General features: G+C 65.1%; 20 protein-coding genes and 1 pseudogene. 11 read left to right on the forward strand and 10 right to left on the reverse strand.

What is annotated here, in order from left to right:
• The first annotated feature begins 560 nt into the window (after positions 1 to 560).
• Complete coding sequence (upp, locus tag H6A15_RS04225; RefSeq protein WP_204672484.1) at positions 561 to 1220, forward strand: uracil phosphoribosyltransferase; 660 nt, start codon at positions 561 to 563, stop codon at positions 1218 to 1220.
• A gap of 22 nt (positions 1221 to 1242) precedes the next feature.
• Here the strand turns inward: upp and H6A15_RS04230 are convergent, their stop codons facing one another.
• A complete protein-coding gene (locus tag H6A15_RS04230) occupies positions 1243 to 1632 on the reverse strand; it encodes a metallopeptidase family protein (protein ID WP_204672486.1) in 390 nt (129 codons plus the stop codon).
• 164 nt (positions 1633 to 1796) lie between these two features.
• Here H6A15_RS04230 and H6A15_RS04235 point away from each other — a divergent pair, with 164 nt between their 5' ends.
• A complete protein-coding gene (locus H6A15_RS04235) occupies positions 1797 to 5537 on the forward strand; it encodes a phosphoribosylformylglycinamidine synthase (protein WP_204672488.1) in 3741 nt (1246 codons plus the stop codon).
• A gap of 135 nt (positions 5538 to 5672) precedes the next feature.
• Here the strand turns inward: H6A15_RS04235 and H6A15_RS04240 are convergent, their stop codons facing one another.
• Both H6A15_RS04240 and H6A15_RS04245 read right to left on the reverse strand, forming a co-directional pair.
• A complete protein-coding gene (locus H6A15_RS04240; protein ID WP_087430101.1) occupies positions 5673 to 5933 on the reverse strand; it encodes a hypothetical protein in 261 nt (86 codons plus the stop codon).
• Position 5934: 1 nt separating this feature from the next.
• Positions 5935 to 6225 carry a hypothetical protein gene (locus H6A15_RS04245; protein ID WP_087430100.1) on the reverse strand — a complete coding sequence of 97 codons (291 nt, stop codon included), beginning with the start codon at positions 6223 to 6225 and terminating at the stop codon, positions 5935 to 5937.
• 189 nt (positions 6226 to 6414) lie between these two features.
• Between H6A15_RS04245 and H6A15_RS04255 the strand changes: the two are divergent.
• Positions 6415 to 7116, forward strand: a pseudogene (locus tag H6A15_RS04255) (ABC transporter ATP-binding protein).
• Positions 7117 to 7126: 10 nt separating this feature from the next.
• A complete protein-coding gene (locus tag H6A15_RS04260; protein ID WP_204672491.1) occupies positions 7127 to 8719 on the forward strand; it encodes a hypothetical protein in 1593 nt (530 codons plus the stop codon).
• A gap of 90 nt (positions 8720 to 8809) precedes the next feature.
• Here H6A15_RS04260 and H6A15_RS04265 read toward each other — a convergent pair whose 3' ends face one another.
• Complete coding sequence (locus H6A15_RS04265; protein WP_204672493.1) at positions 8810 to 9097, reverse strand: hypothetical protein; 288 nt, start codon at positions 9095 to 9097, stop codon at positions 8810 to 8812.
• A gap of 144 nt (positions 9098 to 9241) precedes the next feature.
• Here H6A15_RS04265 and H6A15_RS04270 point away from each other — a divergent pair, with 144 nt between their 5' ends.
• From H6A15_RS04270 to H6A15_RS04290, 5 genes are all read left to right on the forward strand, one after another.
• Positions 9242 to 10645, forward strand: a complete 1404-nt coding sequence (locus H6A15_RS04270) for a serpin family protein (RefSeq protein WP_204672495.1) — start codon at positions 9242 to 9244, stop codon at positions 10643 to 10645.
• A gap of 141 nt (positions 10646 to 10786) precedes the next feature.
• Positions 10787 to 11686, forward strand: a complete 900-nt coding sequence (locus H6A15_RS04275) for an HD domain-containing protein (protein WP_204672497.1) — start codon at positions 10787 to 10789, stop codon at positions 11684 to 11686.
• A gap of 530 nt (positions 11687 to 12216) precedes the next feature.
• The gene (locus H6A15_RS04280; protein ID WP_204672499.1) at positions 12217 to 13296 is read left to right on the forward strand and encodes a hypothetical protein; all 1080 of its coding nucleotides are present in this window, start codon (positions 12217 to 12219) and stop codon (positions 13294 to 13296) included.
• A gap of 90 nt (positions 13297 to 13386) precedes the next feature.
• On the forward strand, positions 13387 to 14139 hold the full coding sequence (locus H6A15_RS04285; protein ID WP_204672501.1) for a cyclase family protein: 753 nt from the start codon (positions 13387 to 13389) through the stop codon (positions 14137 to 14139).
• Positions 14140 to 14252: 113 nt separating this feature from the next.
• Positions 14253 to 15416: an AzlC family ABC transporter permease gene (locus H6A15_RS04290; RefSeq protein WP_342635812.1), complete on the forward strand. Its 1164-nt coding sequence runs from the start codon at positions 14253 to 14255 to the stop codon at positions 15414 to 15416.
• Between the two features lie 107 nt (positions 15417 to 15523).
• On the opposite strand, the gene H6A15_RS04295 is transcribed toward H6A15_RS04290, so the two are convergent.
• From H6A15_RS04295 to pfkB, 4 genes are all read right to left on the reverse strand, one after another.
• Positions 15524 to 16018: a type II toxin-antitoxin system VapC family toxin gene (locus H6A15_RS04295; RefSeq protein ID WP_204672503.1), complete on the reverse strand. Its 495-nt coding sequence runs from the start codon at positions 16016 to 16018 to the stop codon at positions 15524 to 15526.
• Entirely contained in the window at positions 16011 to 16457 is a 447-nt protein-coding gene (locus H6A15_RS04300; protein ID WP_204672505.1) for a hypothetical protein, read from the reverse strand. Before H6A15_RS04300 ends, H6A15_RS04295 begins: the two co-directional genes overlap by 8 nt.
• Before the next feature lie 233 nt (positions 16458 to 16690).
• Positions 16691 to 18724: a PTS fructose transporter subunit IIABC gene (locus H6A15_RS04305; RefSeq protein ID WP_204672513.1), complete on the reverse strand. Its 2034-nt coding sequence runs from the start codon at positions 18722 to 18724 to the stop codon at positions 16691 to 16693.
• A gap of 111 nt (positions 18725 to 18835) precedes the next feature.
• Positions 18836 to 19744, reverse strand: coding sequence for a 1-phosphofructokinase (pfkB, locus tag H6A15_RS04310; protein WP_204672516.1), 909 nt, complete (start codon positions 19742 to 19744; stop codon positions 18836 to 18838).
• Positions 19745 to 20253: 509 nt separating this feature from the next.
• On the opposite strand from pfkB, the gene H6A15_RS04315 reads away from it, so the two are divergent.
• Together H6A15_RS04315 and H6A15_RS04320 are read left to right on the forward strand one after the other, a co-directional pair.
• Positions 20254 to 21654, forward strand: coding sequence for a TrpB-like pyridoxal phosphate-dependent enzyme (locus tag H6A15_RS04315; protein ID WP_204672518.1), 1401 nt, complete (start codon positions 20254 to 20256; stop codon positions 21652 to 21654).
• 61 nt (positions 21655 to 21715) lie between these two features.
• Positions 21716 to 22237, forward strand: a complete 522-nt coding sequence (locus H6A15_RS04320) for an AzlD domain-containing protein (RefSeq protein WP_204672520.1) — start codon at positions 21716 to 21718, stop codon at positions 22235 to 22237.
• A gap of 91 nt (positions 22238 to 22328) precedes the next feature.
• Here the strand turns inward: H6A15_RS04320 and H6A15_RS04325 are convergent, their stop codons facing one another.
• Complete coding sequence (locus tag H6A15_RS04325) at positions 22329 to 23552, reverse strand: electron transfer flavoprotein subunit alpha (RefSeq protein ID WP_204672522.1); 1224 nt, start codon at positions 23550 to 23552, stop codon at positions 22329 to 22331.
• Positions 23549 to 24346, reverse strand: coding sequence for an electron transfer flavoprotein subunit beta/FixA family protein (locus H6A15_RS04330; RefSeq protein ID WP_204672524.1), 798 nt, complete (start codon positions 24344 to 24346; stop codon positions 23549 to 23551). The genes H6A15_RS04325 and H6A15_RS04330 overlap by 4 nt, the downstream gene beginning before the upstream one ends.
• Between the last annotated feature and the right edge of the window lies 1 nt (position 24347).

Raw genomic sequence — 24347 nt, forward strand, 5'->3', positions numbered from 1 at the left:
GCTGCCGATTACGAATGCGACTACATAGACAACATAATAAAAACACTTTATCAAGATAAAAACGTCCCCCCTCCTGAGTTCTTTTCGGAAAGTAAACAGTCATTTTTCGGACTTTGTACCAGCAGATATATTTTATTGACACTCTGTAAACAACATATTAGTTACCCGGGGGTATTCTAATTTGTGAAGCAACATGTCCATGTTTTTCAATACCAATGACCCGCCATGCGACATCAAACGGAGGGCACACCCCGTGCAGTCATGAAAAAGAGAGCGGTCCTGCCCCCGAGCCAAGGCGCCGCCCACGCCGCACATCCGCCGCACGCGGGGCCGACACGCCTTGTCCGCGCCCTCGCAACACGGCACGCCCCGAACAAGAAAGGGCGGGCGCCCGCGGCCAAAACCGGCACCGCGCCGCCTGCGTGTTTTTCAACCGTTCGCCTGATGTCTCGCGACCGCATAGATTTATTTGGGCATAACCTAAGGAGCGCTGATCGATTGTTTCGCGCCCGCCATACACATATACCTACGCGGACGCAGCGCACAACGGAAGGAGAACCATGACCGCATCCGAGCCCATCACCTACGATACCTCGCGCGTGACGCTTGTCGACCACCCGCTTGTCCAGCACAAGCTCACCCTCATGCGCGACAAGGCAACGGGCACCAAGCAGTTCCGCGAGCTGGTTCGCGAGCTGGCCATCTTCGAGGGATACGAGGCGACGCGCGACCTTCCGCTTGAGGACGCGCCGGTCGAGACGCCCATCTGCGCCACCGTGGGCAAGCGCCTCGCAGGCCGCCGCCTGGCGGTCCTGCCCATCCTGCGCGCCGGCCTCGGCATGGTCGAGGGCCTGCTCGAGCTCGTGCCCGACGCCCGCGTGGGCCACATCGGCATGTATCGCGACGAGGTGACCCACAAGCCGCACGAGTATTACTGCAAGGTGCCGCGCGACATCTCCGAACGCATCTGCCTCGTGGTCGACCCCATGCTCGCCACCGGGGGCTCTGCGACCGCCGCGATCGAATACCTGCGCGAACAGGGCGTGCGCGACCTGAGGCTCCTGGTCCTCGTAGCGGCTCCGCAGGGCATCGCCTGCGTTCTCGACGCAGACCCGGACGTACATATCTACACCTGCGCGATCGACGAGCGCCTGAACGACGCCGCCTACATCGTGCCCGGCCTGGGCGACGCCGGCGACCGCATCTTCGGCACCCTGTAGCGCAGGCCCACCGGACCCTCCCCTAATAGCCCATCTCCTCGAGCATGGCCTCGTCGTTGCCGAAGTAGTGGCCCACCTCGTGGATCACCGTCTTGCGGACCTCTTCGAGTATGGCGTCCCGCTCCTGGAAGCAGCGCTCGTGCGGGCCCTTGAAGATGGTGATGACGTCGGGCATGTCCCCCTCGCCGTACCAGACGCCCCGCTCGGTGAGCGGCAGGCCGTCGTAGAGGCCCAGCAGCTCGTCGTCGCAGACCTCCGCCCCGAAGACGTCGCGGCAGGCAAGTTGCTCCTCGTCGGGCTCGTCCGCGACGGTGACCACCACGTTCTCCATCGAGCGGATAAAACGGTCCGGGATCTCCTCGAGGGCAGACTCCACCGCGAGCTCGAACTCCTCCTCGGTCATGACATACATGAGGCACTCCTCACCGGCTGCATCGTCGTGCAGGCCCATGCGCATCTATGGGCGTATCTGTGGGCGTATGCACAGTCTACCCAGCGGAGAGGTGAGTTGTCGTATCATGAGAGCTGTATGTGAATCCGGCAGGAACCGCCACCCCGAGGGAAGGGCAGGACGTAATGGTCTCTCGCATCTACGTGGAGAAAAAACCGGGCTTCGATGTCGAGGCGCAGCAGCTCAAAAGCGAGCTGGTGGGCATCCTGGGCATCGAGGGCCTCACGGGTCTCCGCCTCATCAACCGCTACGACGTCGAGGGGGCAAGCGAGGAGCTCTTCCGCTCGTGCGTGCCCACGGTGTTCTCCGAGCCTCAGGTAGACGTCGCATATGACGAGCTGCCCGACACCTCCTCGGCAGCCGCCGTCTTCGCGGTGGAGTTCTTGCCCGGCCAGTTTGACCAGCGCGCCGACTCTGCGAGCGAGTGCATCCAGCTCATCTCCCAAGGCGAGCGCCCGGCAGTTCGCTCGGCAAAGGTGTACATCCTCGAGGGCGAGCTCGCGGCGGAAGACATCGACGCCATCAAGCGCTATGTGGTAAACCCCGTCGAGGCGCGCCTCGCGTCGCTCGAGAAGCCCGAGACGCTCGCCAGCGAGATCGTCGACCCCGAGCCCGTCGAGGTGCTCTCCGGCTTCCGCGAGTTCGACGAGGCGGGGCTTGCCGCCTTCATCGCCGAGCGCGGCCTTGCCATGGACGAGGCCGACATCGCATTTTGCCAGCAGTACTTCCGCGATGAGGACCGCGACCCCACCATCACCGAGATCCGCGTGATCGACACCTATTGGTCCGACCACTGCCGCCACACCACCTTTGGCACGGTGCTGGACGAGGTCGAGATCGACGACGCCGTGGTGCAGGCGGCCTTTGACCGCTACCTCGAGATCCGCCACGAGCTGGGGCGCGACGAGAAGCCCGTCTGCCTCATGGACATGGGCACCATCGGCGCGAAGTACCTGAAGAAGACCGGGCAGCTCAAGAACCTGGACGAGTCCGAGGAGATCAACGCCTGCACCGTGAAGGTCACCGTGGACGTCGACGGTAAGGACGAGGACTGGCTCTTCCTCTTCAAGAACGAGACCCACAACCATCCCACCGAGATCGAGCCCTTCGGCGGCGCGGCGACCTGCATCGGCGGCGCCATCCGCGACCCGCTCTCCGGCCGCAGCTATGTGTACCAGGCCATGCGCGTCACCGGCGCGGCCGACCCCACCGTGCCCGTCGCCGAGACGCTTGCCGGCAAGCTCCCGCAGCGCAAGCTCGTGACCACCGCCGCCGCCGGCTATTCGAGCTACGGCAACCAGATCGGCCTGGCCACGGGACAGGTCAGCGAGCTCTATCACCCCGGATATGTCGCCAAGCGCATGGAGATCGGTGCCGTGGTGGGCGCCACGCCGGCCTCCCACGTGCGCCGCGAGTGCCCCGAGCCCGGCGACAAGATCATCCTTCTGGGCGGCCGCACCGGCCGTGACGGCATCGGCGGCGCGACCGGCTCCTCCAAGGCGCACAACGTCGAGTCCATCGAGAAGGACGGCGCCGAGGTGCAGAAGGGCAACGCCCCCATGGAGCGCAAGCTGCAGCGCCTGTTCCGCCGCGGCGACGCGTGCCGGCTCATCAAGCGCTGCAACGACTTTGGCGCGGGCGGCGTGAGCGTGGCCGTGGGCGAGCTTGCCGACGGCCTGTATATCGACCTTGACCAGGTGACCAAGAAGTACGAGGGCCTCGACGGCACCGAGCTCGCCATCTCCGAGAGCCAGGAGCGCATGGCCGTGGCCGTGGCCGAGGGCGACGTCGACGAGTTCATGGGGTATGCCGCCGAGGAGAACCTGGAGGCCACGGTCATCGCCGAGGTCACCCAAGAGAAGCGCGTCCGCATGGCGTGGCAGGGCGACGCCATCGTGGACCTCTCCCGCGAGTTCCTCGCGTCCAACGGCGCGCCCAAGCATCAGGCCGCCCACGTCGAGGCGCGCCAGGTGTGGCAGCCGGCATGGGAGGGCGCGACGCTCGCCGAGCGCATGGGCTCGCTCGTGCGCGACCTCAACGTATGCTCGAACAAGGGCCTCTCCGAGCGCTTCGACTCCACCATCGGCGCCGCGACGGTGCTCATGCCCTTCGGCGGCAAGACGCAGCTCACGCCCGCGCAGGCCATGGTGGCAAAGATGCCCGTCGACGGCGAGACCACCACGGCGAGCGCCATGGCCTGGGGCTTCAACCCCTACCTCATGGAGGCCGACCAGTTTGCCGGCGCCTACCTCTCGGTGGTCGAGAGCGTGAGCCGCCTCGTCGCGGCCGGCTTCTCGCACGCCGACGCCTACCTCACGTTCCAGGAGTACTTCGAGCGCCTGCGCGACGTCCCCGAGCGCTGGGGCAAGCCCGTCGCCGCGGTGCTGGGCGCCCTCATGGCGCAGGTCGACCTGGGGATCGGCGCCATCGGAGGCAAGGACTCCATGTCCGGCTCGTTCGAAGACCTCGACGTGCCGCCCACCCTCGTGAGCTTCGCCGTCGCCGTCGGCCGCGCCGCCGACGCCGTATCGCCCGAGTTCAAGGGGGCCGGGCACCGCGTGGTGCGCATCGCGCCCGCTTCCTACGGCGAGGACTGGCGTCCCGACGTCAAGCAGCTGCTCGCCGCCTTCGATGTGGTCGAGCGCCTGTGCGACGAGGGCGCCGCGCTCGCGGTGTCCACGCCCGGCTACGGCGGCAGCGCCGAGGCGCTGTTCAAGATGTGCGTCGGCAACCAGATCGGCCTGGAGCTTGCCGACGACGTCGACCAGGACTCGCTCTTCGAGCCCATGTATGGCAGCTTCATCGTGGAGCTCTCCGACGAGGCCGACCTCGCCGGCGTACCCGAAGACCTTGTGGTCGAACCGCTCGGCACCACGGTCGAGGGCTATGTCCTCGAGACCGCCGACGAGCAGATCGACCTTGCGGAGCTCCAGGAGGCCTGGGAGGGCCGCCTGGAGGGCGTCTTCCCCTATCGCACCACACCCGAGGAGGCCGCAGAGCTCCCCACGGTGGAGGCGATCACCTATACCGCCGCCGCCCCGCACGTGTACCGCGGCGACGCCTTCGCCCGCCCGCGCGTGATCATCCCCGTGTTCCCGGGCAACAACTGCGAGTATGACACCGCCCGCGCCTTCCGCGCCGCCGGAGCCGTGGCCGACACCTTCGTCATCAACAACCTCTCGCCCGAGGCCGTCGCCGAGAGCACGCATGAGCTGGCACGTCGCATCCGCGAGAGCCAGATCGTCATGATCCCCGGCGGCTTCTCCGGCGGCGACGAGCCTGACGGGTCCGCCAAGTTCATCACGGCGTTCTTCCGCGCGCCCGAAGTGACCGAGGCCGTCCGTGAGCTGCTGCAATCCCGCGACGGCCTCATGCTGGGCATCTGCAACGGCTTCCAGGCGCTCGTGAAGCTCGGCCTGGTGCCCTACGGCGACATCGTGGACGCCACGCCCGAGGCCCCGACGCTCACCTTCAACACCATCGGCCGCCATCAGAGCCGCCTGGTGCGCACGCGCGTGGCGAGCGACCTCTCCCCCTGGCTCTCCAAGTGCGATGTGGACGACATCCACACCGTCGCCATCAGCCACGGCGAGGGCCGCTTCGTCGCCAACGACGAGGTGCTCTCACAGCTCATCGCCGGCGGTCAGATTGCCACGCAGTACGTGGACGCCGCGGGTACGCCCAGCATGAACCTCGACGTGAACCCCAACGGCTCGGTCATGGCCATCGAGGGTATCACTTCGCCGGACGGTCGCGTCTTTGGCAAGATGGGCCACGTGGAGCGCAGCGGCAACGGTCTTTACCAGAACGTGCCGGGCGACAAGTACATGCCCATCTTCGAGGGCGGCGTGAGCTACTTCGCGTAGACGCGCATATCGCATCCCACAGGAGGCCCCGGAGGGTTCCTCGTAAACGTCCTCGGCGCTGTACGCCTGCGGAATGTTTACTCGGAATCCCTCCGGGGCCTCTTCTATTCGTATATAAGGCGTACAAACCGTCCGTTAGTGTGCCGCTCGGAAATGGACAAGACCGTAGACGATAACGCTATCGGTCTTTGAATCATACTCATAAATCAGATCGAACGGCTCCACCACCGCTTTGCGTATACCGTCCCCGTATTGGGCGCGCAACGACGCCGGAATATCGCGAGAACCGATTTCTGGAAACGCCTCTATCGCGGCAAGCATGCGACCAAGACGATCCCGGACCTGTCCCGACCACACTGCTGCAGCATCATCGAGAAACCCTTCCGTGTACACCATCCTAGACACGGGCAGCCGCCCTCCGCTCGATTTCTGCCAACGCGGAGTCCGTTCCCTCAATAAAACGTCCTGTGGCGTAATCGATTCGCCCGCGCTCCAGTACGGCACGCATGCGCTCCTCGTATGCGGCGTTCTCCGCTGCGCGGCGAATCTCGCTCTCGAAGACTTCCTCGGAGCAGAAAACGAACGCGGCGTTACCATTTTCTGTGATATGCACGACCTGCTTCTGAGCCTCATTCTTAATCTCGCGTTGACGCGTCTTGAGCGCTGCGGAAGAATAAATGGCAGCCATTTCCTACTCCTTGGTATGTTCTAGAACACTCTTTAAGGTATTGTATCAGATCCCATATTTGATACTTAATACAATACCATTTACAGACTACTACCCACCTGACATGTTTATTTAACAGCTGGATTCATCTCAACAGACCCGACAACAGGAGTATCATCTCCCTTATCAACATCGGGATAGGGAGCAGCGATGGGCATCCTCGAGGCACGTGACATTGCTTTCGGTTACGGACGCACCAACGTGTGGGAGCATGTCTCACTCGCACTCGAGCCAGGCGAGATGGTGCTTCTTGTTGGCGAGAATGGCGCTGGCAAATCGACGCTTTTGCGCTGTCTTGCCGGGTGGGAGCGTTTGCGCGCGGGTGAGATTACCTTTGAGGGGACGACGCTTGAGAAGCTGAGCTCTAAGAAGCGCAGCCGCATGGCATTCGTGGCGGACGTGCCCGCTTTCTACGACGACCTTACCGCCTAAGAACACGTAGAGCTGCTTGGCAGAGCCAATCGCTGGGAGGACGCGCGTTGGAATGAGGCGGACCGGCTACTCGAACGCTTTGGCATCGCGTCCTTTTGTGATCAATATCCTCAGACGTTCTCCCGTGGCATGCGCCAGAAGCTCGCCTGTTCGCTTGCACTGGCGCTCGAGCCCGCCTGCCTCTTGCTTGATGAGCCCACAGGTCCGCTCGACCCCACCTCCGCCACGATCTTAGAAGATGAGATTGCACGTATCGCAGGCAAGGGCTGCGCCGTGCTTATGAGCTGCCACCACGAGCTCGAAACCATTGTGCCCACGCGCGTACTCAAACTTGATAACGGGACCCTCTCGACATGCGATGTCGCGAACGAGCCCTTTGCCGTCAGCGCACACAGCGACACCATGCACGCTGAAAGTTAACGAGGTCCTCATGTCCTTCGAACTTCCTGCGCTTTTATGGCTTGAAACAAAGCACCTGCGTGCTGAGCTCAACTTTTGGCTCTGGGCCGCAGGGACGGACCTCGACGAGGCGCGCGATGTCACCGAGCGCGTCTACCTTGCGTACCTCGTTGTGATTGTGGGAGCGGCGGTCACCGCCTGTTGGCTCTGGATCCTCGGTCTTGTCGTTGGTGCAGCGCAGGCATCAAGCCCTCAAGAGGCAGCGCTGCTGGCAGACTTAGGCCGCCTGATTGCTGGCGCGGCGCTTGTGCTTCCTGCCACCGCCGCTGCAGCATGGACAGTACGCGCGGCGTGGCGTGCTCCCTGGATTCCATCGCCGCCCGATGTTGCCTGGCTCACACAGCAGCCCGTCTCCATCATCTCGTGGAGCGCCATCGAGCTTGCGAAGCGTATTGTTGTCCGCGCGATCGCATACACGTGCGCGGGCTATCTTGTCGCCGCCTTTGCCTTAGCGTCGGCAGGCGGTGCCCCGACGCTCCCCAGTTGTCTTCCCTATGGCGCTACCCTAGGCCTTGCATGCTCTGCGGCATATGCCATCGCATGGGTGATAGGAATAACACGCCTGCGCTTGGGACGTTCGAGACGCCTCGCACTCACAATCGTTGTCCTTATCGGAGCGGCGGCCCTTGTCTGCGTCGCCGCGGTGTTGTTCACCACGTGTCAGAACATCGCGCTCGACCTGCTGCACGGAAACCTTGTTCCTTTACTCGGTGCGAGCATATTCTTTATCGCAGCAATTCTATTCGCCGCCGTCGCCGCCCGCATGCTCTCCCCTGTCGCACTCTCTAGCGAGGCTGCGACTAATCCCTCGCTGTATACAGTACGCCGCATGGCGGTATACAACCCAAAGGCGTACCGAGCTCTCACCAAAAGTCGTCGAGAGGCGCGTCGTTCACCGCGCATCCGTATGCCCCGCGCCCAAGGCTCGCTCGCCATCCTTGCGCGCTCGTCGATCTCGCTTGTCCGGCAAATTGCTGTGATACCTGCCCTTATAGCCGCCGGCGCCCTCATCGCACCGCTGGGAGCCGCACTGCTATCCGGCACGCTCGCGCAAGCAAGTACGACGGCCGTAATACTCGGCGGAGAGACGGGAGCGCGCATACTCGGTGCAGCAAGCTGGATTCTACTCGCCATCAACAGTTCGGATGCACCCCGAACGCTCGCCCGCGTCTTTATCGCCGACACGAGGAACCGCTTCTTCAGAGAGCATCTCCCCGTGTCAACGCAGGTGCTCTTTGCCTGGGACGTGCTGCCGGGCCTCATCGTCGCCACGCTCTCCTCGATCGCCGTAAGCCTCTGCATGGAAGCGCTGGGTGTTTCTGCTGACAAGACTTTTGCTTTCGTTCTATGTGCCATCGCGCTTGACGTCTCATTCGCTTGCATCGGCGCCCTCGACGTAGTCGACCTCATGCCTAAGCGCGTTCGCCTTACCTGCGAATCGGCGACAGCAATTCTCGCCGTCGTGATCGCCGCCGCCTCGGCACTCATGCCGAACGCCGTTCCTCTTGCATTCTGGATTGGAACCGTCGCTACCGCAACCCTCGCGGCGGTACAGCTGCGTTGAGCCACACAGCCGCTCAACGTCTGAGAGCCCTCAACTTGGCAAGCAAAACCTTGAAACAGACTAAACCGTGTCCAGCATAGAGTGAACGGCCTAGCAGTTGTTCCGACGCTCGCGAACGACGGCCACAACGTCCAACACCACAACGATGGCGATGAGGGCGATGCAGCCCCAGAGCCACGCAGGCAACACGTCAATCATCCCCTGAAAATCGGGGATTTGCGCCATGCGGTTGAGATCGGCAATGATGAGCGTGGGAACCACCGTGCATAGCACGCCCTGAGCGGCGAGAGCGGCCCTGGGGAGGCTGCCCCGCAATGCGCACAGGGCGCTGATAACCACAGCGATTGCAGAGATCAATAGGACAATCTCGGGAATCATGGCAGCACCCTCTCTCTTTCTCGCCAGCAATGGCTTTACGGGAAGTATTCCCCACGTGCCCCCCTAATCAGCGTGCGAACGATAATTCCGCTGCGTCGCACGGGGTACAATGGGAAAACGCGCTCCGACCAGAAGGAGGCCGCCATGCGTAAGAACGACCTTGTTGCCCCTGTGATCTCCCGCCGCTCGATGATGGGGCTTGCCGCGCTTCTGGGAACCGCGGCGATTGCCCCAACGGCTCTTACCGGCTGCGACAACACAGACGGCGCGCTTACGCTCACCGCAACCGACCTCACCGAGCCCGCACGCGAAGCGGCGTCCTTCTCAATCAGCGGCGAGGACCCCTATACCATCTTGTCGGACGAGCAGGCGCTGTCGGCATCGTACGCGCTTACAGCGAATCTGCTCCGCACCTGCTCGCAGGCCGACCGCGCAAAGGACAAGCGCGCCAACACCTTCATCTCTCCCTTCTCGATCCTCTATGCGCTTGCGCTCGCACAAAACGGCGCCGCGGGCACCACGCTCGACGAACTCGCCGCGGTAACCGGCCTTGGCATCGACGAGCTCAACTCCTATCTGGGCACCTATGCGCGCTATCTTGAGACCGGCGACCTGCGGGGCACCGAGCTCGACGGCGAGGGCGATAACGAAGGCGGCGCGACGGCATCACTCCACCTGGCAAACTCCATCTGGATCCGCGAAACCGATTCGCTCGAGGTGGGCGACGACTACCTTGCCACCTGCGCAAACGAGCTCGGCGCAAGCGTATTCTCGGCACCTTTTGACGCAACCACCGTTGACGATATCAACGCCTGGGTGGACGAGCATACCAACCATATGATCGAGCAGCTCATCAGCGAAATCCCCGACGCAGCACGGCTCTACCTTATCAACGCGCTCGCTTTTGAGGACGCTTGGGAGGAGCCCTACGAAGACGCCGATGTGGAGGATGACGTCTTCACGTGCGAGGATGGCGCCGAGCAAACGGTGCGGATGATGCACTCGCATGAGGGAACCTACGTGGAGAACGAGCAGCTCCAAGGTTTCGTCAAGCCGTACGCCGACTACCGCTATGCCTTTGTGGGCCTCTTGCCGCGCGAGGGCGTCCAACTTGCCGACGCCGCCTCCGCGCTCGACGGTCCCGCGCTCAAAGCGCTCCTCCAGCCGGTCGTGAACGCCGAGGCCAACGCCGGCCTGCCCAAGTTCAAACTCGAGTACGGCACCGAACTCACCGACGTGCTCCGCGCACTCGGCATGAACACGGCCTTTGATCCCGAGCTCGCGGACTTCACCCCCATGGGCACCGACGAGGACGGGCCGCTCTATATCGGGCAGGTGTTGCACAAGACTTTTCTCGACGTGAACGAGGAGGGCACGCGTGCTGCGGCCGCAACCTCCATTGGCTTGGAAGCGGGCGCCTCGGCACCGCTCGACGAGCCGGTGGTCTACGACGTCATCCTCGACCGGCCCTTCGCCTATCTCATTATTGACAATCAGCTGGGCGCGCCGGTCTTTGCGGGCACCATGCTGGCGATGCCGGGCGCATAGCGAAAACTGCAGGTGCGAGAAGCAGGCTAGCTGGTCAGCCATGTCTTCACAAAACTGGTAAGAGTTTGTTACCAGTTTCCGGGCAAACTGGATAACATATCTAGCCAATTTGTCTTTTGTCGAGAATAGAGGCTGAAAACCATGGCACCGTTGGAAATCGACCGCGCAAGGGCGCGAGCAGCGTTTGACGCCTATGTGGCACCCTACGATGCGAGCAACCCGCGCGTGGCGCTCAAGATCGAACACACCCTGCGCGTTGCAGAACTTGCCGAGGAGATTGCGCGCGCCCAGGGCTTTACGCCGGCAGGTATCGACCTCTGCTGGCTCGCCGGCCTTTTGCATGATATCGGCCGCTTTGAGCAGCTGAGGCGCTGGGACACCTTCAACGACCGCGCCTCGGCAGACCATGCCGCCATCGGCGTGGACGTGCTCTTTGAGGGTGCCTGCCACCTGAATGACCCGGCGCTCGTGAACGTTGTGGCAGCAGAGCGCGCGGACGACGACGCCTTCGCAGCGCATGCACGCGAGGCGGGCGCGCTCGCTGCGTTTGCCCCCGAGGCCGCGGCAGACCCCGGGGCAGCTACCCTCGTCCGCGCTGCCGTGGGCTACCATAGCGCCTTCCGCCTGCCCGATGAGCTTGACATACGCACACGCGCCGTCTGCGACGTCGTGCGCGACGCAGACAAGATAGACATCCTGCGCGTCACCTGCACCGACGACGTCCAGACCGTCCTTGGCATCACAGAGGACGAACTTCTCGCCAGCGCCGTCTCCCCCGCCACCGAGGATGCGTTCTTTGCGCACCGCTGCGTGCGGCGCGACGAGAGGACCGAGCCGGCGGACTACCTCGTTGCCCTCGCCTGCTTCACCTACGAGCTCGTCTATCCCGCAAGCCTCGAAATCGCACTCGACCAGGACTTCATCTTCCAGCCCTTCGAGAGGCCCTTTGGCATCGAGCGCCCCTTCACCAACCGGGCGACGGCGCAGCTCATGAATCGGATGGACGGGCACCTGCGCGCTTGGGTGGACGAGCAAATCTAACCACAGGTTCGCAAGGGCGCAATACCTCCGCGAGTACGCTCGACTTAACCTCGAGCTTGGCGATCGAGGTGAACGAAGCTATCCGACCAACGCTACGACGTCGGAAAGATCTTGGTCCTGCAGCAGCTTAAGCTGATACGTCGATTCCAGGTTAAGCCAATACATGGGAATCGAGCCCGAGCACGTAGTCGAGGCTTGGATTGAACGTCACGGTGCAGATCATATCGCCCTCCCTTCAATCGCATCAGCCAAACCGCGTCGCAAGCACACCAAAGCGAGCGGGGCGCGGACACCTGCATTGTAGGCGCAACCGCAGCGCTTGCCCCAGGCGGCTCCGCAACCGGCTCCCATCGCCATGGAAACGGCTTTATCCTTGGACGTTACCCTTGATCAGCCATCGGACGAGGCAATGGGAGAAACGTCAGAACTGCGTAAGATATCCCGTGCGATCCGGTTTTCCGCACCCCCAAGGCATACCATGGACAGAGGGCAACGAAACCCATCTGGGGGCTAGAGTGAAAGGACGCAAGATGGCGGAGATGATCGAGCTGGTCAAACTCGAGCTGTCCCTCGTGACGCCCTCGTCGTACCTCGCGCTCGCGCCCGTCATCGTCTACATAGCGCTCAGCATCCTCTTTCGGATCAGGAGCATGGCGACGAGGCCCGCTCCGGCGGTGAGCGCCGACGCCTCCCGCCTCGACCCGTCCGTGCACCCCGCCGTGATCGGCTCGGTCGCCCTGGACCAGGGCTACGGCAGGGACAACACCCTGAACCGCGGCCTCTTCGACCAGGCGGCGGCATCGCTGCTTCACATGGCGGAGCAGGGCATCGTCGAGCTCAGGTTCTTCGATGACGACCCGATCGACGCGAACGGCTCCACGGGAGCGCTGCTCAACTCCCTGAGAAGGAGGCATTATCGCTTCCGCTACACGCGCGAGCCCGACCTTCCCCTGGACCAGGCCGCGCGGCGTATGCTCTATCCCCTGGACTTCGGGGAATGGGCGGACACCGAGAAGGACCCCCGGGCAAAGCGGCAGAGGGGCGCGTCCTTCCAACAGGAGCGGAAGGCCTTCGACGAGGCGCTGCTTGAGGAGGCGATCGCCCTCGACCTCGTGGAGCGCGAGCCCGCGCTCTGCGGCCACATGAGAGGCTGGATCTTCTACGCCCTCGAGATATGGCTCTTCATCGGGGTCATGCCGCGCCTGGGCTTCTTCATCCTGATCGCCTCCTTCATCGCGCTCTTGATCGCGTGCCTGGGGATCCTACCCAGGGCGACACGCCTCACGGCGGCGGGCGAGGAGCTCAAGGCGGCGGCATGGGCGGATCGCAGGCGGATCGCGGACCTCGCCCAGCTCGGGCGGGCGCCGCGTGACCAGGAGGCGTGGGCGCATGCGCTCAAGGCCCTGGTGGCGATGGAGGGCGCTGAGTGCGCCGGCAACATCGTGGAGGCGGCGGCGGAGGCGGCCTCCACGGCCGAAGCGAGGCGTAACCGATCCCTCGATGCGCTGCTCGCGTGGTGCAGGCCTCCCGAGGGACTCTCCGGCGCCCCCGCGGCGATAACGACGCTCTGCCAGGCGGGCGAGCGGTCGCGCAACGCCGAGCACGACTGACGCGGCGCACCTCCCTTTGACGCGCATCGACCCGGTGCCGTACCATGAAAAGCACTGGCACGAACGCCGACGCGAGAGAAAGGGATTGCGATGAGCCTCTGGACCGACCTCGAGAACCTGAAGCGCTGCACCTGGGTCGACCTCACCCACCCGCTCACCGACGACAGCCCCTATTGGGCGGGCATCCCCGAGGGGTCGGTCGAGCTCTGCCGCACCGTGTTCGACTACGACGAGGAGATGCTCTCCTGCCGCATCCACACCTACAAGTTCCCCGGGCAGTTCGGCACGCATATCGACTTCCCGAGCCACTTCACGCCGGGCGCGGCGGGCTCCGAGGCCTACGGCGTCGAGCAGATGGCCATGCCGCTCGTCGTGATCGACCTCACGCCCAAGATCGCGGCCGAGGGCCCCGACACCGCCGTGACCGTGGCCGACATCGAGGCCTGGGAGTCCGAGCACGGGCGCATCCCCGGAGGCGCCTTTGTGGCGCTCCGCACCGACTGGTACACCCGCTGGCCGGACAACGACGCCCTCAACAACTTCGATGCCGAGGGCGGCGAGCACTGCCCCGGCTGGTCCATGGAGGCCCTCAGGTTCCTGTACGAGGAGCGCGGCATCCAGATGAACGGCCACGAGACGTTCGACACCGACGCCTCGTTCCTCGCGGCAGAGGCTGATGACCTCGCCTGCGAGCGCTGGGTGCTCGATCACGGCCACCTCCAGGTGGAGGTCATGGCAAACCTCGACAAGGTCCCCGCGACGGGCGCTATCGTCTTCGTATCGTGGCCGCACATCGAGGGCGCGACGGGCCTGCCCGCGCGCGTCGCGGCCGTCTTCGCCTAACGCACCCCTATCCCCGCCCGTTGAGCGGAGCGCCGCGTGCGCTCCGCTTTCTCTTGCCTGCCCCCGGAAGCCGCCCATGACTGAAACGACCGATACGACCGGCGCTGCGCCCGGTGCGCGCCGCCTTCCCCCTTACCGTCCCCATCCTCGCCGGGTTCGTCTTCCTCGGCATCACCTGCGGCATCTATGCCGGATCGCTCGGGCTCCCCTGGTGGGTGCCTGTGCTCATGAGCATCGTGATCTTTGCGGGGTCGGCTGAGTTCGTGGTGGCGTCGCAGCTCGCCGGGGCGTTTGACCCGCTCACCACGTTCGCCGTCGTCCTCATCATCAACGCGCGCCATCTGTTCTACGGCCTCTCCATGCTCGAGTGCTTCCGCGGGCTCGGCCGCAAGCGCCCCTACCTCATCTTCGGTATGTGCGACGAGACGTTCTCCATCAACTACGCCACCGAGCCGCCCGAGGGCATCGACCTCATCGTGGGACTTGCCGGCGAGCGCTACACCACGAGCTTCAAGTTCTACGCCGTCTTCCAGGAGAACGAGGAGTTCACGGTGCGCTCCGAATCCGCCGAGCTCGGCACGATCGTCAACCCGCCGCCCCCGGGCGAGCGCATCGCCATCGCCGGCGCGTGCTGGGTGGTGGAGGAGGTCGACTGGAAGCGGCACCTCGTCTACTGCACGCAGGTGAAGGGGCGCGTGCCCGCCTATTTTGGCGACTGCCCGGGGGATATCCACACGCACGTGCTCGAGCGCATGCGCCGCTTGCTCGCCACGCACGAAACCTATCCGTACCTGCTCGCCAACGCGCGGGCGCGCCTCGCGCAGGCGCGGCGCACGGCCGAGCTCTCGGGTGCGGCGGCAGAGCCCCTCATCAACCTGGGCGGCGACACCTGGGTCCTCATCCCCTGGCTCGGGAGCTACGGCTTCCTCGCGCTCGAGCGCCTCATCAAGATCAAGTGCGCCAAGGAGCTCGGCATCTCGGGCGTGGACGCATCGCGCCCGTACTTCCTGCAGTTCAAAATGAAGGCGGATGCCGAGACGTTCTTCCGCGTGCTCGCCGACGAGGCGGACGCCCTCGAGGACCCCATCGAACTCGTCTACCCCAGCGAGGTGCCGTACTTCGACAAGTACGACGAGCTGCTGCCCGCCGAGCTCGTGCGCAAGGGCTTCGCCGAGGGCGTGCTCGATGTCGAGGGTATGCGCCGCTGTGTGCGGGAGTGGGGGTGGCACCTTCACCCCACGGCCTTTTCGGCATCCGGAGACGACAGCGTCATGTAAGCAAGCGAAATCGCGGAATTATTGAGCCGGCTATGAGGCCATTCCTTGACGAGTCGGCGACCATCCCCCACGGCATCCCAGGCGGAAATAGCCAGGGGCTGGTAGCGTTAACGCGCCTGCAGAGTGAGCCACGTGAGGGCATCAGCACTGTCCATAGCGCGCACGGGGCAGTGACGCAGAAAACACTCGTCGTTGGTAACGAGAACGTCCGCTTTGCAGCGAGTCGCCGCTGCAGCGATGAGTGAGTCTTCGAAGTCCCGGTGAAGCTCCCGGTACATACCAGCGAGCCATACGTCGGAGAAATCAATCCCCACCGGCGCAGCGAGCTCCTGCACACTCTGAACGCAGGCCCATGCTATCGTTTCTGAGCTGAGCGCATCCTCCGGCAATACTGCCCCATGATCCCTACGCGCTTGCTGTTTGAGATTGCGTGACAGGGTATAGTACAGATCCTTGACGCTCGTCACATAAAAGAACACCTCAGCGTCATGCTCGATAGCTTTGGAGAGAAGCGCTTGCGCCCGAAGGTGCATCGGCCGATTCCCGTCAAAAAGGTCGATCCATACGTTCGTGTCGAGCAGCATGCTGATCGCCTCACTCATTGATGAGGCCCTTCTCAACAAAATGTTCGGTCATGAACTGGTCGTAGTACTCGCGGTCTGAGAGCGCGCCGAGGTCGGGCCTTGCACCCGATAGCCCGTACTGCGCACAGAGCGTGTCGACGAGCGTCGCGCTGCGCTCCAACGCATCTTTGCGGCGCTCACGTTCAGCCATCTTATCGGCAGCGACATCGTCATCTGCCGCGGAGAGCGCCTCCCGAATCTTTTCCGGGTCGTCACGATAGCGCCTCGCTAGATCCCAGAGCGCGCCGATTGCCTGCGTGGGGGTATACCCCGCCTCCGCGAGCCCCGCATCGCCGGCCTTCTTGAGATCGGCATCGATGTGCGCATTGACCTGTGCTTTCTGCTGTCTGCAAGCGCGCGTAAACCGCACTTGCGTCGTCTGCGCGCACTCGGACCGCATCGCCGACGCTTCGGACATGGGAACCTCCTCTTGGGAGAAGCTCTACCAGCCTTATGCTATCCGAGCGTTACCTACCTGTATAGCATGTAAAGCATGCTATCGTTCCAAAAATGCCGCACTCCGCCATTTCGCGTGCGACAACGCCCGACAGGAGCATATGCCCAGTTTGAGCGCGCCGGCGATGCGCGTCACAAGGCGTGCATGCGCCGGACGGCGCGTGCTGCACAGGCGCCGTCCGGCATCGAGCCACCCTACTTGGCGAGGCCGGACTCCTCAGGAGCGAGCGGCTTCTTCAGGAAGGAGAGCGCGAGCGCCGCCACCACGGCTCCCGCCGCGAGCGCCACGAGGTACATGACCGGGTTGCCGATGACGGCGATCACCCAGGCGCCGCCGTGGGGCGCGGGGCTCGTGCAGCCGAATCCCGCCGAGATGGCGCCCGCGATGGCGGAGCCCACGATGCAGCTCGGCAGCACGCGACCGGGGTCGGCGGCGGCGTAGGGAATCGCTCCCTCGGTGATGAACGACAGGCCCATGATGTAGTTCACGATGCCCGCCTTGCGGTCCGCGGCGCTCCAGCGATTCTTGAAGAACGTGGTGGAAAGCGCGATGGCCAGCGGGGGAACCATGCCGCCCACCATGACGGAAGCCATGATGATCTGCCCCGAGGTGGAGCCGTCGGCGAGCATGGCGGTGCCGAACACGTAGGCAGCCTTGTTGAAGGGGCCGCCCATGTCGACGGACATCATGCCGCCCACGACGGCGCCGAGCAGCACCAAATTGCCGGTCCCCATGCCGTTCAGCACGTCGGTGAGCCAGGTGTTGATGGCTGCGAAGACGGGATTCAGCGCGAGCATGACAAGGCCGATGGCGAAGACCGACACGAGCGGATACAGCAGCACCGGCTTGATGCCCTCGAGCGAGTCGGGCAGGCGGTCGCACAGCTTCTCGAATCCAAGCGTGAGGTAGCCTGCGGCGAAGCCTGCAAAGAGCGCGGCGATGAAGCCGCCCGAGATGAGCGCACCCTGGGCATCGGCGTCCATGGCCGTAGCGAGATAGCCCAGCGTAAAGCCCTGCTTGGCTATCCAGCCGCCTACAAAGCCGGGCGCAAGGCCGGGCCTGTCGGCGATCGACATGGAGATGTAGCCCGCAAGGATGGGCAGCATGAAGTTGAACGCCTGGTTGCCCACCAGGTTGAAGAAGGCCGCGACCGGGGTCGAGGTGCCGTACGAGCTCGTGCCCATGCCAGCCTGGTCGAGCAGGAACGAGATGGCCATGAGGATGCCGCCGCCCACCACGAACGGAAGCATGTGGGAGACGCCGTTCATCAGGTGCTTGTAGAGCGACGAGCCGAGGCCCTCGGTCTTGGCCTCCGCCGCAGGGGCGCTCGATGCGCCGGCCGCGTGGCAGATGGGCGCCTCGCCGGACAGGATCTTGTTGATGAGGCCCTCGGCATCGTTGATGCCGGCAGAGACGTTGGTGGAATAGAGCGGCTTGCCGTCAAAGCGCGAGAGCTCGATGCCCTTGTCGGCAGCGATGATGATGCCTTCGCAGGCGGCGATCTCTTGAGCCGTGAGGGCGTTCTTGGTGCCGACGGAACCCTGGGTCTCGACCTTGATGGTGACGCCCATCTCCCCGGCGACCTTCTCCAGGTTCTCGGCAGCCATGTACGTGTGGGCGATGCCGGTGGGGCATGCGGTGATCGCAAGGATCAGCGGGAGCCCGCCCTCGGCCGTGCGCGGACCCTGCGGCGACGCGCCCTGCGCGACCTTGCTCACCGCGGCCTTGGCGCGCTCCGCCTGCTCGGCCTTGGCAGCCTGCTTGGCATCGTAGTCGGCCTCCGCCTCGTCGATGGTGGCGAGGAACTCCTCCACCGAGGACGCGGCGCGCAGCGCGGCGGGAAACTCCGGATGCATGAGCAGCGCCGACAGCTTGGCGAGCACCTCGAGATGGACGTTGGCCTGCGTATCGGGCGCGGCGATGAGGAAGATGAGGTCGGAGGGCTTGCCGTCGGGCGCCTTCCAATCCACGCCTCCGGGCACGGTGATGGCGACGAGGCCCGGCTGGGCGACGGCGGCAGTCTTGGCGTGGGGAATCGCCACGCCCTCACCCACCGCGGTCGAGAACTCCGCCTCGCGGGCGAGCACCGCCTCGCGATACGCGTCGCGGTCGACGACGGCGCCGCAGGACACCTGAAGGTCGACGAGGGCCTCGATGGCCTCTGCCTGGCTCGAGGCGGCAACGCCCAGCTTCACCCCTTTCGCCTGCAGCAACTCGGTGATTTTCATGATGTGCTCCCTTCCCCGGCGCATGCCGGATGATCGCCCGGCATCTCGGCCGGACGCGTTGGTGACAAGTGGATGGAGATGGATGGCCGGCGTCCTTGGCGCCTCGCCTCGCTAGGCAGAGGCCGCAAGCAGCGCCTCGACGTCGTCGCGCGTGGCAAGCTCCAATGAGAACGCGCTCGCAGAACCCGTACAGAGGCCCATGCGGAATGCCCGCTCAAACGATCCGTCGCCCTCAAGGTAGCCGGCAACGAAGCCCGCGACCATGGAGTCGCCGGCGCCCACCGAATTCACGACGTGCCCGCGCGGCGATTCGCTCATGAGCACCGAGCCGTCCTCGCCGACGAGCACCGCCCCCTCGCCCGCCATGGAGACCAGCACGTTGCGGGCGCCTCGCTCCTGGAGCATCTTCGCGTAGGGCACGACCTCCTCGCGACGGGAGAGCTCGACGCCGAAGATGTCGCCCAGCTCGTGGTTGTTGGGCTTGATGAGAAACGGCCGATACGCCAGCACGTTGAGCAAAAGGTCACGCGTGGCGTCGACCACGATGTCCACGCCGCGGCCCTCGAGCCGCGCCAGAATGCGCTCGTAGATGTCCTGGGGAAGCGCCGCCGGCACGCTGCCCGAGATGATGAGGATGTCGCCGGCGGCGAGCGCATCGAGACGATCGAACAGCGCCTCGACGTCGCTGGAATCGATGTCGGGCCCCATGCCGTTGACCTCGGTCTCCTGCTGGGAGGCGATCTTCACGTTGATGCGGCTCATGCCTTCTTTCACGCGGATGAAGTCGCAGGCGACCCCGCGCTCCTCAAGCTGGCGAGCGATCTCGTCGCCCGTGAAGCCGGCGAGAAAACCGAGCGCGCGGCTCTCGTGCCCCAGGTTCTTGAGGACGATGGACACGTTGATGCCCTTGCCCCCGGCCATGATCACCTCACTCGAGACGCGGTTGACCGCGCCCAGCGCAAGGTCGTCGACCTTGACGATATAGTCCAGGCTCGGGTTGAACGTGACGGTGTAGATCATGGGCGTACTCCTTTGCATTGGCATGACGGCTTTTGACCGATTTTGAGCGTTTTCTGACATGCCTTCGGTCGAGCGCGTCGAAACACACCTGCAACGAAAGCATTTTGAGGCCGCCCGTTCACTTTAGCATGCTATAGTGTCCCCAATCCGAAAGCGTCCGGCCCCGCCGGCAACAGGAAGGCCCGCCATGACCATCGCAGCGAACATCTCCTCTCGCCTGTGCGCCGCACAGCGCATCGCTGCCGCGTGGTGGTGGAACAACTGGATGCCTCCCCTCTCGGATTAGCACCGGCTTCTGCTCGCTCGCACGAAGGCCTCCGGTCGAATCCGGGGGCCTTCGTCTTGTTTGTCGGCTTTGGGTCCGCCGGCGCGCTGCGAGTCTGAATCCGGTCAAACAAGGCGAAAGGGGTCGCAAGGCCCCGCCCGCACCCCGCCGATGCATTCGCCCAGGCGCGCCCGCGCCAGCCGTGCCGAGCCCCGGCAAGGCACACGACCAGAAAGGACCCGCCATGACCGCCCAGACTCAGACCACCCGTGAACCCCATCGCCTCTACCTGCGCGAAGAGCAGATTCCAACGCGTTGGTACAACCTGCGGGCAGATATGCCCGTAAAGCCCGAGCCCATGCGTCTGCCAACGGGCGCCGTCGCCTCCAAGGCCGACCTCTCCCCCGTCTTCGCCGACGCCCTCATTGACCAGGAACTCGACGACGCCACCCCCTACTTCGATATCCCCGAGCCGGTGCTGGAGATGTATCGCGTCTACCGGCCATCGCCGCTCTGCCGCGCCTACAACCTGGAGCGGGCGCTCAACACCCCCGCGAAGATCTTCTATAAGTTCGAGGGCAACAACACGTCGGGCTCGCACAAGCTCAACTCCGCCGTCGCCCAGGCATACTATGCCAAGGCGCAGGGCCTCACCAACGTCACCACCGAGACGGGCGCGGGCCAGTGGGGCACCGCCCTCGCCGAGGCTTGCGCCCACTACGGCCTCGACCTCGACGTCTTTATGGTGAAGTGCTCCTATGAGCAAAAGCCGTTCCGCCGCAACATCATGGAGACCTTCCACGCCAGCGTGACGCCCTCCCCCTCCGACACCACCGAAGTCGGCCGGCGCCTCCTTGCCCAAGACCCCGACAGCTCCGGCTCGCTGGGGACGGCGATCTCCGAGGCGGTGGAGCGCGCGCTGCACGTGCCCGAGAACCGCGGACGGTACCAGCTGGGGTCGGTCCTGAACCAGGTGGTGCTCCATCAGAGCATCATCGGGCTCGAGAGCTATGAGGCCATGCGCGAGCTGGGCGAGTATCCCGACATCGTGATCGGCTGCGCGGGCGGCGGTTCGAATCTGGGCGGCCTCATCGCCCCGTTCATGCGCGACAAGCTCACCGGCGCACGCCCCGACACGCGCTTCATCGCCGTAGAGCCCGAAAGCTGCCCCTCGCTCACCCGCGGCCGCTTCGCCTACGACTTCGCCGACACGGGCCAGACCTGCCCGCTGTGCAAGATGTACACGCTGGGCAACGGCTTCATCCCCAACCCCGACCACGCGGGCGGGCTGCGCTACCACGGCATGAGCCCCATCATCTCGCAGCTCAAGCACGACGGCTATCTCGAGGCCGTGGCGGTGAGCCAGACGGACGTGTTCGAGGCCGGCGAGCGCTTCGCCACCTTGGAGACGATTCTGCCCGCCCCGGAAAGCAGCCACGCCATCCTGCAGGCGATCCGCGAGGCGGAGCGCTGCCGCGAGACCGGCGAGGCGAAGACGATCCTCTTCGGGCTTACCGGAACGGGCTACTTCGACATGGTCGCCTATGACAAGTTCAACCGTGGCGAGATGAAGGACCACCGTCCCACCGACGAGGAGCTCGAACAGGGCTTTGCCACGATCCCCCGCATCGAGGGCATTCAGTAGGGCGCGCCGAGCCAATCCGCTATCCTGTTGACCTATCCGACACGAAAGGGCGGAGGGCAGCTTGAGCAACACGGGCATATCGACCGAGCACATGCGGGACCCCATCGGGGACTCCGTCGACCGCGGCGCCTGGAAGGGCGCCCTCAAAGCCGCCTTCCCCTACACCATCCCCATTCTCGCCGGATTCATCTTGCTCGGCATCACCTGCGGCATCTATTCGGTCTCGCTCGGGCTTCCCTGGTGGACGCCCACGCTCATGGCGACCATCATCTTTGCCGGCTCGGCCGAGTTCGTGGTTGCCTCGATGCTCACCGGCGCCCTGCCCTTCCTGGCGTTCCCCGAGGGCCGCGAGACGCCGCGGTTCGTCCGCTTTTTGGGCGATGCGCTTCCCGGCGCGGTCTTTGCGCTGCTCGTGGTCTACTGCCTGCGCGAGGTGGACCCGCTGGGTGCGAGCCACGGCATCCCCGAGGCGCTCGGCATCCTCGTCGCGGGAGGCACCTACCTCTGGCGCCGCAACATGCTGCTCTCCATTTTTGCCAGCACGGCTCTCTATATGGTGCTCGTGAACCTCGTATTTGTCTGACGGGCCCGCGCGCCGCAGCCCCGCGCAGCGGTCGAACCCTGCAAGAGAGACCCCGGCGCGGCCACATGCCGCCGCGCCGGGGTCTCTCTGTCTAGCCGCGCTCCTCAAGCAGGCGGACGAGCTCGCCGACGACCTCGATGCAGTCGCCCACCACGCAGCAATCGCTCGCGCCGAATATGGGGGCATCGGGATCTTCGTTGATGGCGATGACCGCCTGGGCGCCCCCGATGCCCGCCAGGTGCTGGATGGCGCCCGACACGCCCACGCTCACCAGCAGCCTCGGCGAGACCGACACGCCGGTCTGCCCAACCTGGTGGCGATATTCAAGCCAGCCCGCCTCGACGAGGGGGCGCGTGCAGCCCAGCTCGGCGCCGAGCAGCTCGGCGAGGCGGCGCATGAGCGGCAGGTTCTTCTTCGACCCGATGCCGCGTCCCACCACGACGAGCACGTCGGCGTCGGCGATGGACGCCCCTGCCGCCGAGGACTCCCGCTCGAGCACGCGCACCCTTCCCGCCACGTCGGGGGCGAGCCCCACCTCGCTCACCCGCGCCCGCAGTGCCTCCGCTTCCAGGGGCGACAGGGCGTCGTCCAAGGTCTCGGGCACCGGGAAGATGCCCGGGCGGACCGTCGCCATCTGCGGACGATGCCCGGGGCACACGATCGTTGCCATGAGGTTTCCGCCAAAAGCCGGACGCGTCTGCTGCAGCTGGCCGGTCGCACGGTCGATCTCGAGCACGGTGCAGTCGGCGGTCAGGCCGGTGCGAAGGCGCACCGCGACCGCAGGGGCGAGCTCACGTCCAAACGCGGTGGCGCCCATGAGCACGGTCTCGGGGCGACGCTCCTCGACAAGCCCGACCAGCCAGCGGGCATGGACCTCGGTGTCGAGCGCGGCCAGGCGGTCGTCGCGACAGCGCAGCACCTCGTCGGTGCCGGCGCGGACGAGCGCGAGCGCCGCGTCGCCGCCTGCGCCGGACCCCTCGCCGAGCACCGCCACGACGCGGCACCCGCGAGGCGCGGCGAGCTCGCGCGCACGCCCCACAAGCTCGAGCGACACGCGCTCGACCCCGCCGTCCGGACACGGCTGGGCGACCACCCAGATGTCGCGGTAGCTCTCGAGGTCGTGCCCGCCCGAAGGCTCGTCGCGCACGATGGAGATGGCGTCTACGGGGCAGGCGTCGACGCACGCCCCGCACAGGACGCAGCCCGCGGTGGGCCGCGCCAACCGGTCGCGCACCTCTATGCCCGCGCTTCCGCATGCGCGAACGCAGCGCTTGCAGCCTATGCAGCGCTCCGCATCGATCACAAGACCGCTCATAGGCCCATCCCCTCCACGATCTGAAGCAGCTGTTCCGCCTGCTGGGCGGCGGCGCCTTCGATCCAGGCGCCGCCCGAGGCCCGCTCGGGCACAAAGGAGCGCACCACCTGCGTGGGCGACCCGGCAAGCCCGCAGCGCTCGGGGTCCGCCCCGGCGCCGGCGACGTCGAGCACCTCGACGGGCGCCGCAAGCGACGCGCGCACTCCGCAGATAGAGGGCATGCGCAGCTGGGCGGCGTCTTTGGCAACGGTCATGACCGCAGGTAGCGGAGCCTCCACAAGCTCCACGCCCGCATCGGTCCCCCGCCACGCGCGCAGGGACGTCCCGTCGCATGCCACGAGCCTGCGCACATCGGCGACGCAGGGCGCATCGAGGAGGCCGGCGATCTCGGGACCGATCTGGGCCGTATCGCCGTCGACCGCCATCTTGCCGCAGATCACCAGATCGGGCTCTCCCAGGTGGCGTATGCCGCATGAGAGCGCATACGAGGTGGCAAGCGTGTCGGCGCCCGCAAAGGCGCGGTCCGAGAGCAGCAGCCCGTCGTCGGCGCCTCGGGCGATGCAGTCGCGCAGCAGCCGCTCGGTATCGGGGATGCCCATGGAGAGCACCGTCACGCGCACGTCCTCGCCCGCCGCTCCGCGCTCGTCCTTGATGCGCAGCGCCAGCTCGAGCGCCGTGGAGTCAAACGGATTCACCACCGACTGCGCGCCGTCGCGCACGATGGTGTTGGTGACGGGGTCCATCTTCACTTCGGTCGTGCTCGGCACCGCCTTGACGCATACGATGATCCGCATG

The sequence above is a fragment of the Enorma phocaeensis genome (assembly GCF_016901575.1).
Taxonomy (GTDB): domain Bacteria; phylum Actinomycetota; class Coriobacteriia; order Coriobacteriales; family Coriobacteriaceae; genus Limicola; species Limicola phocaeensis_A.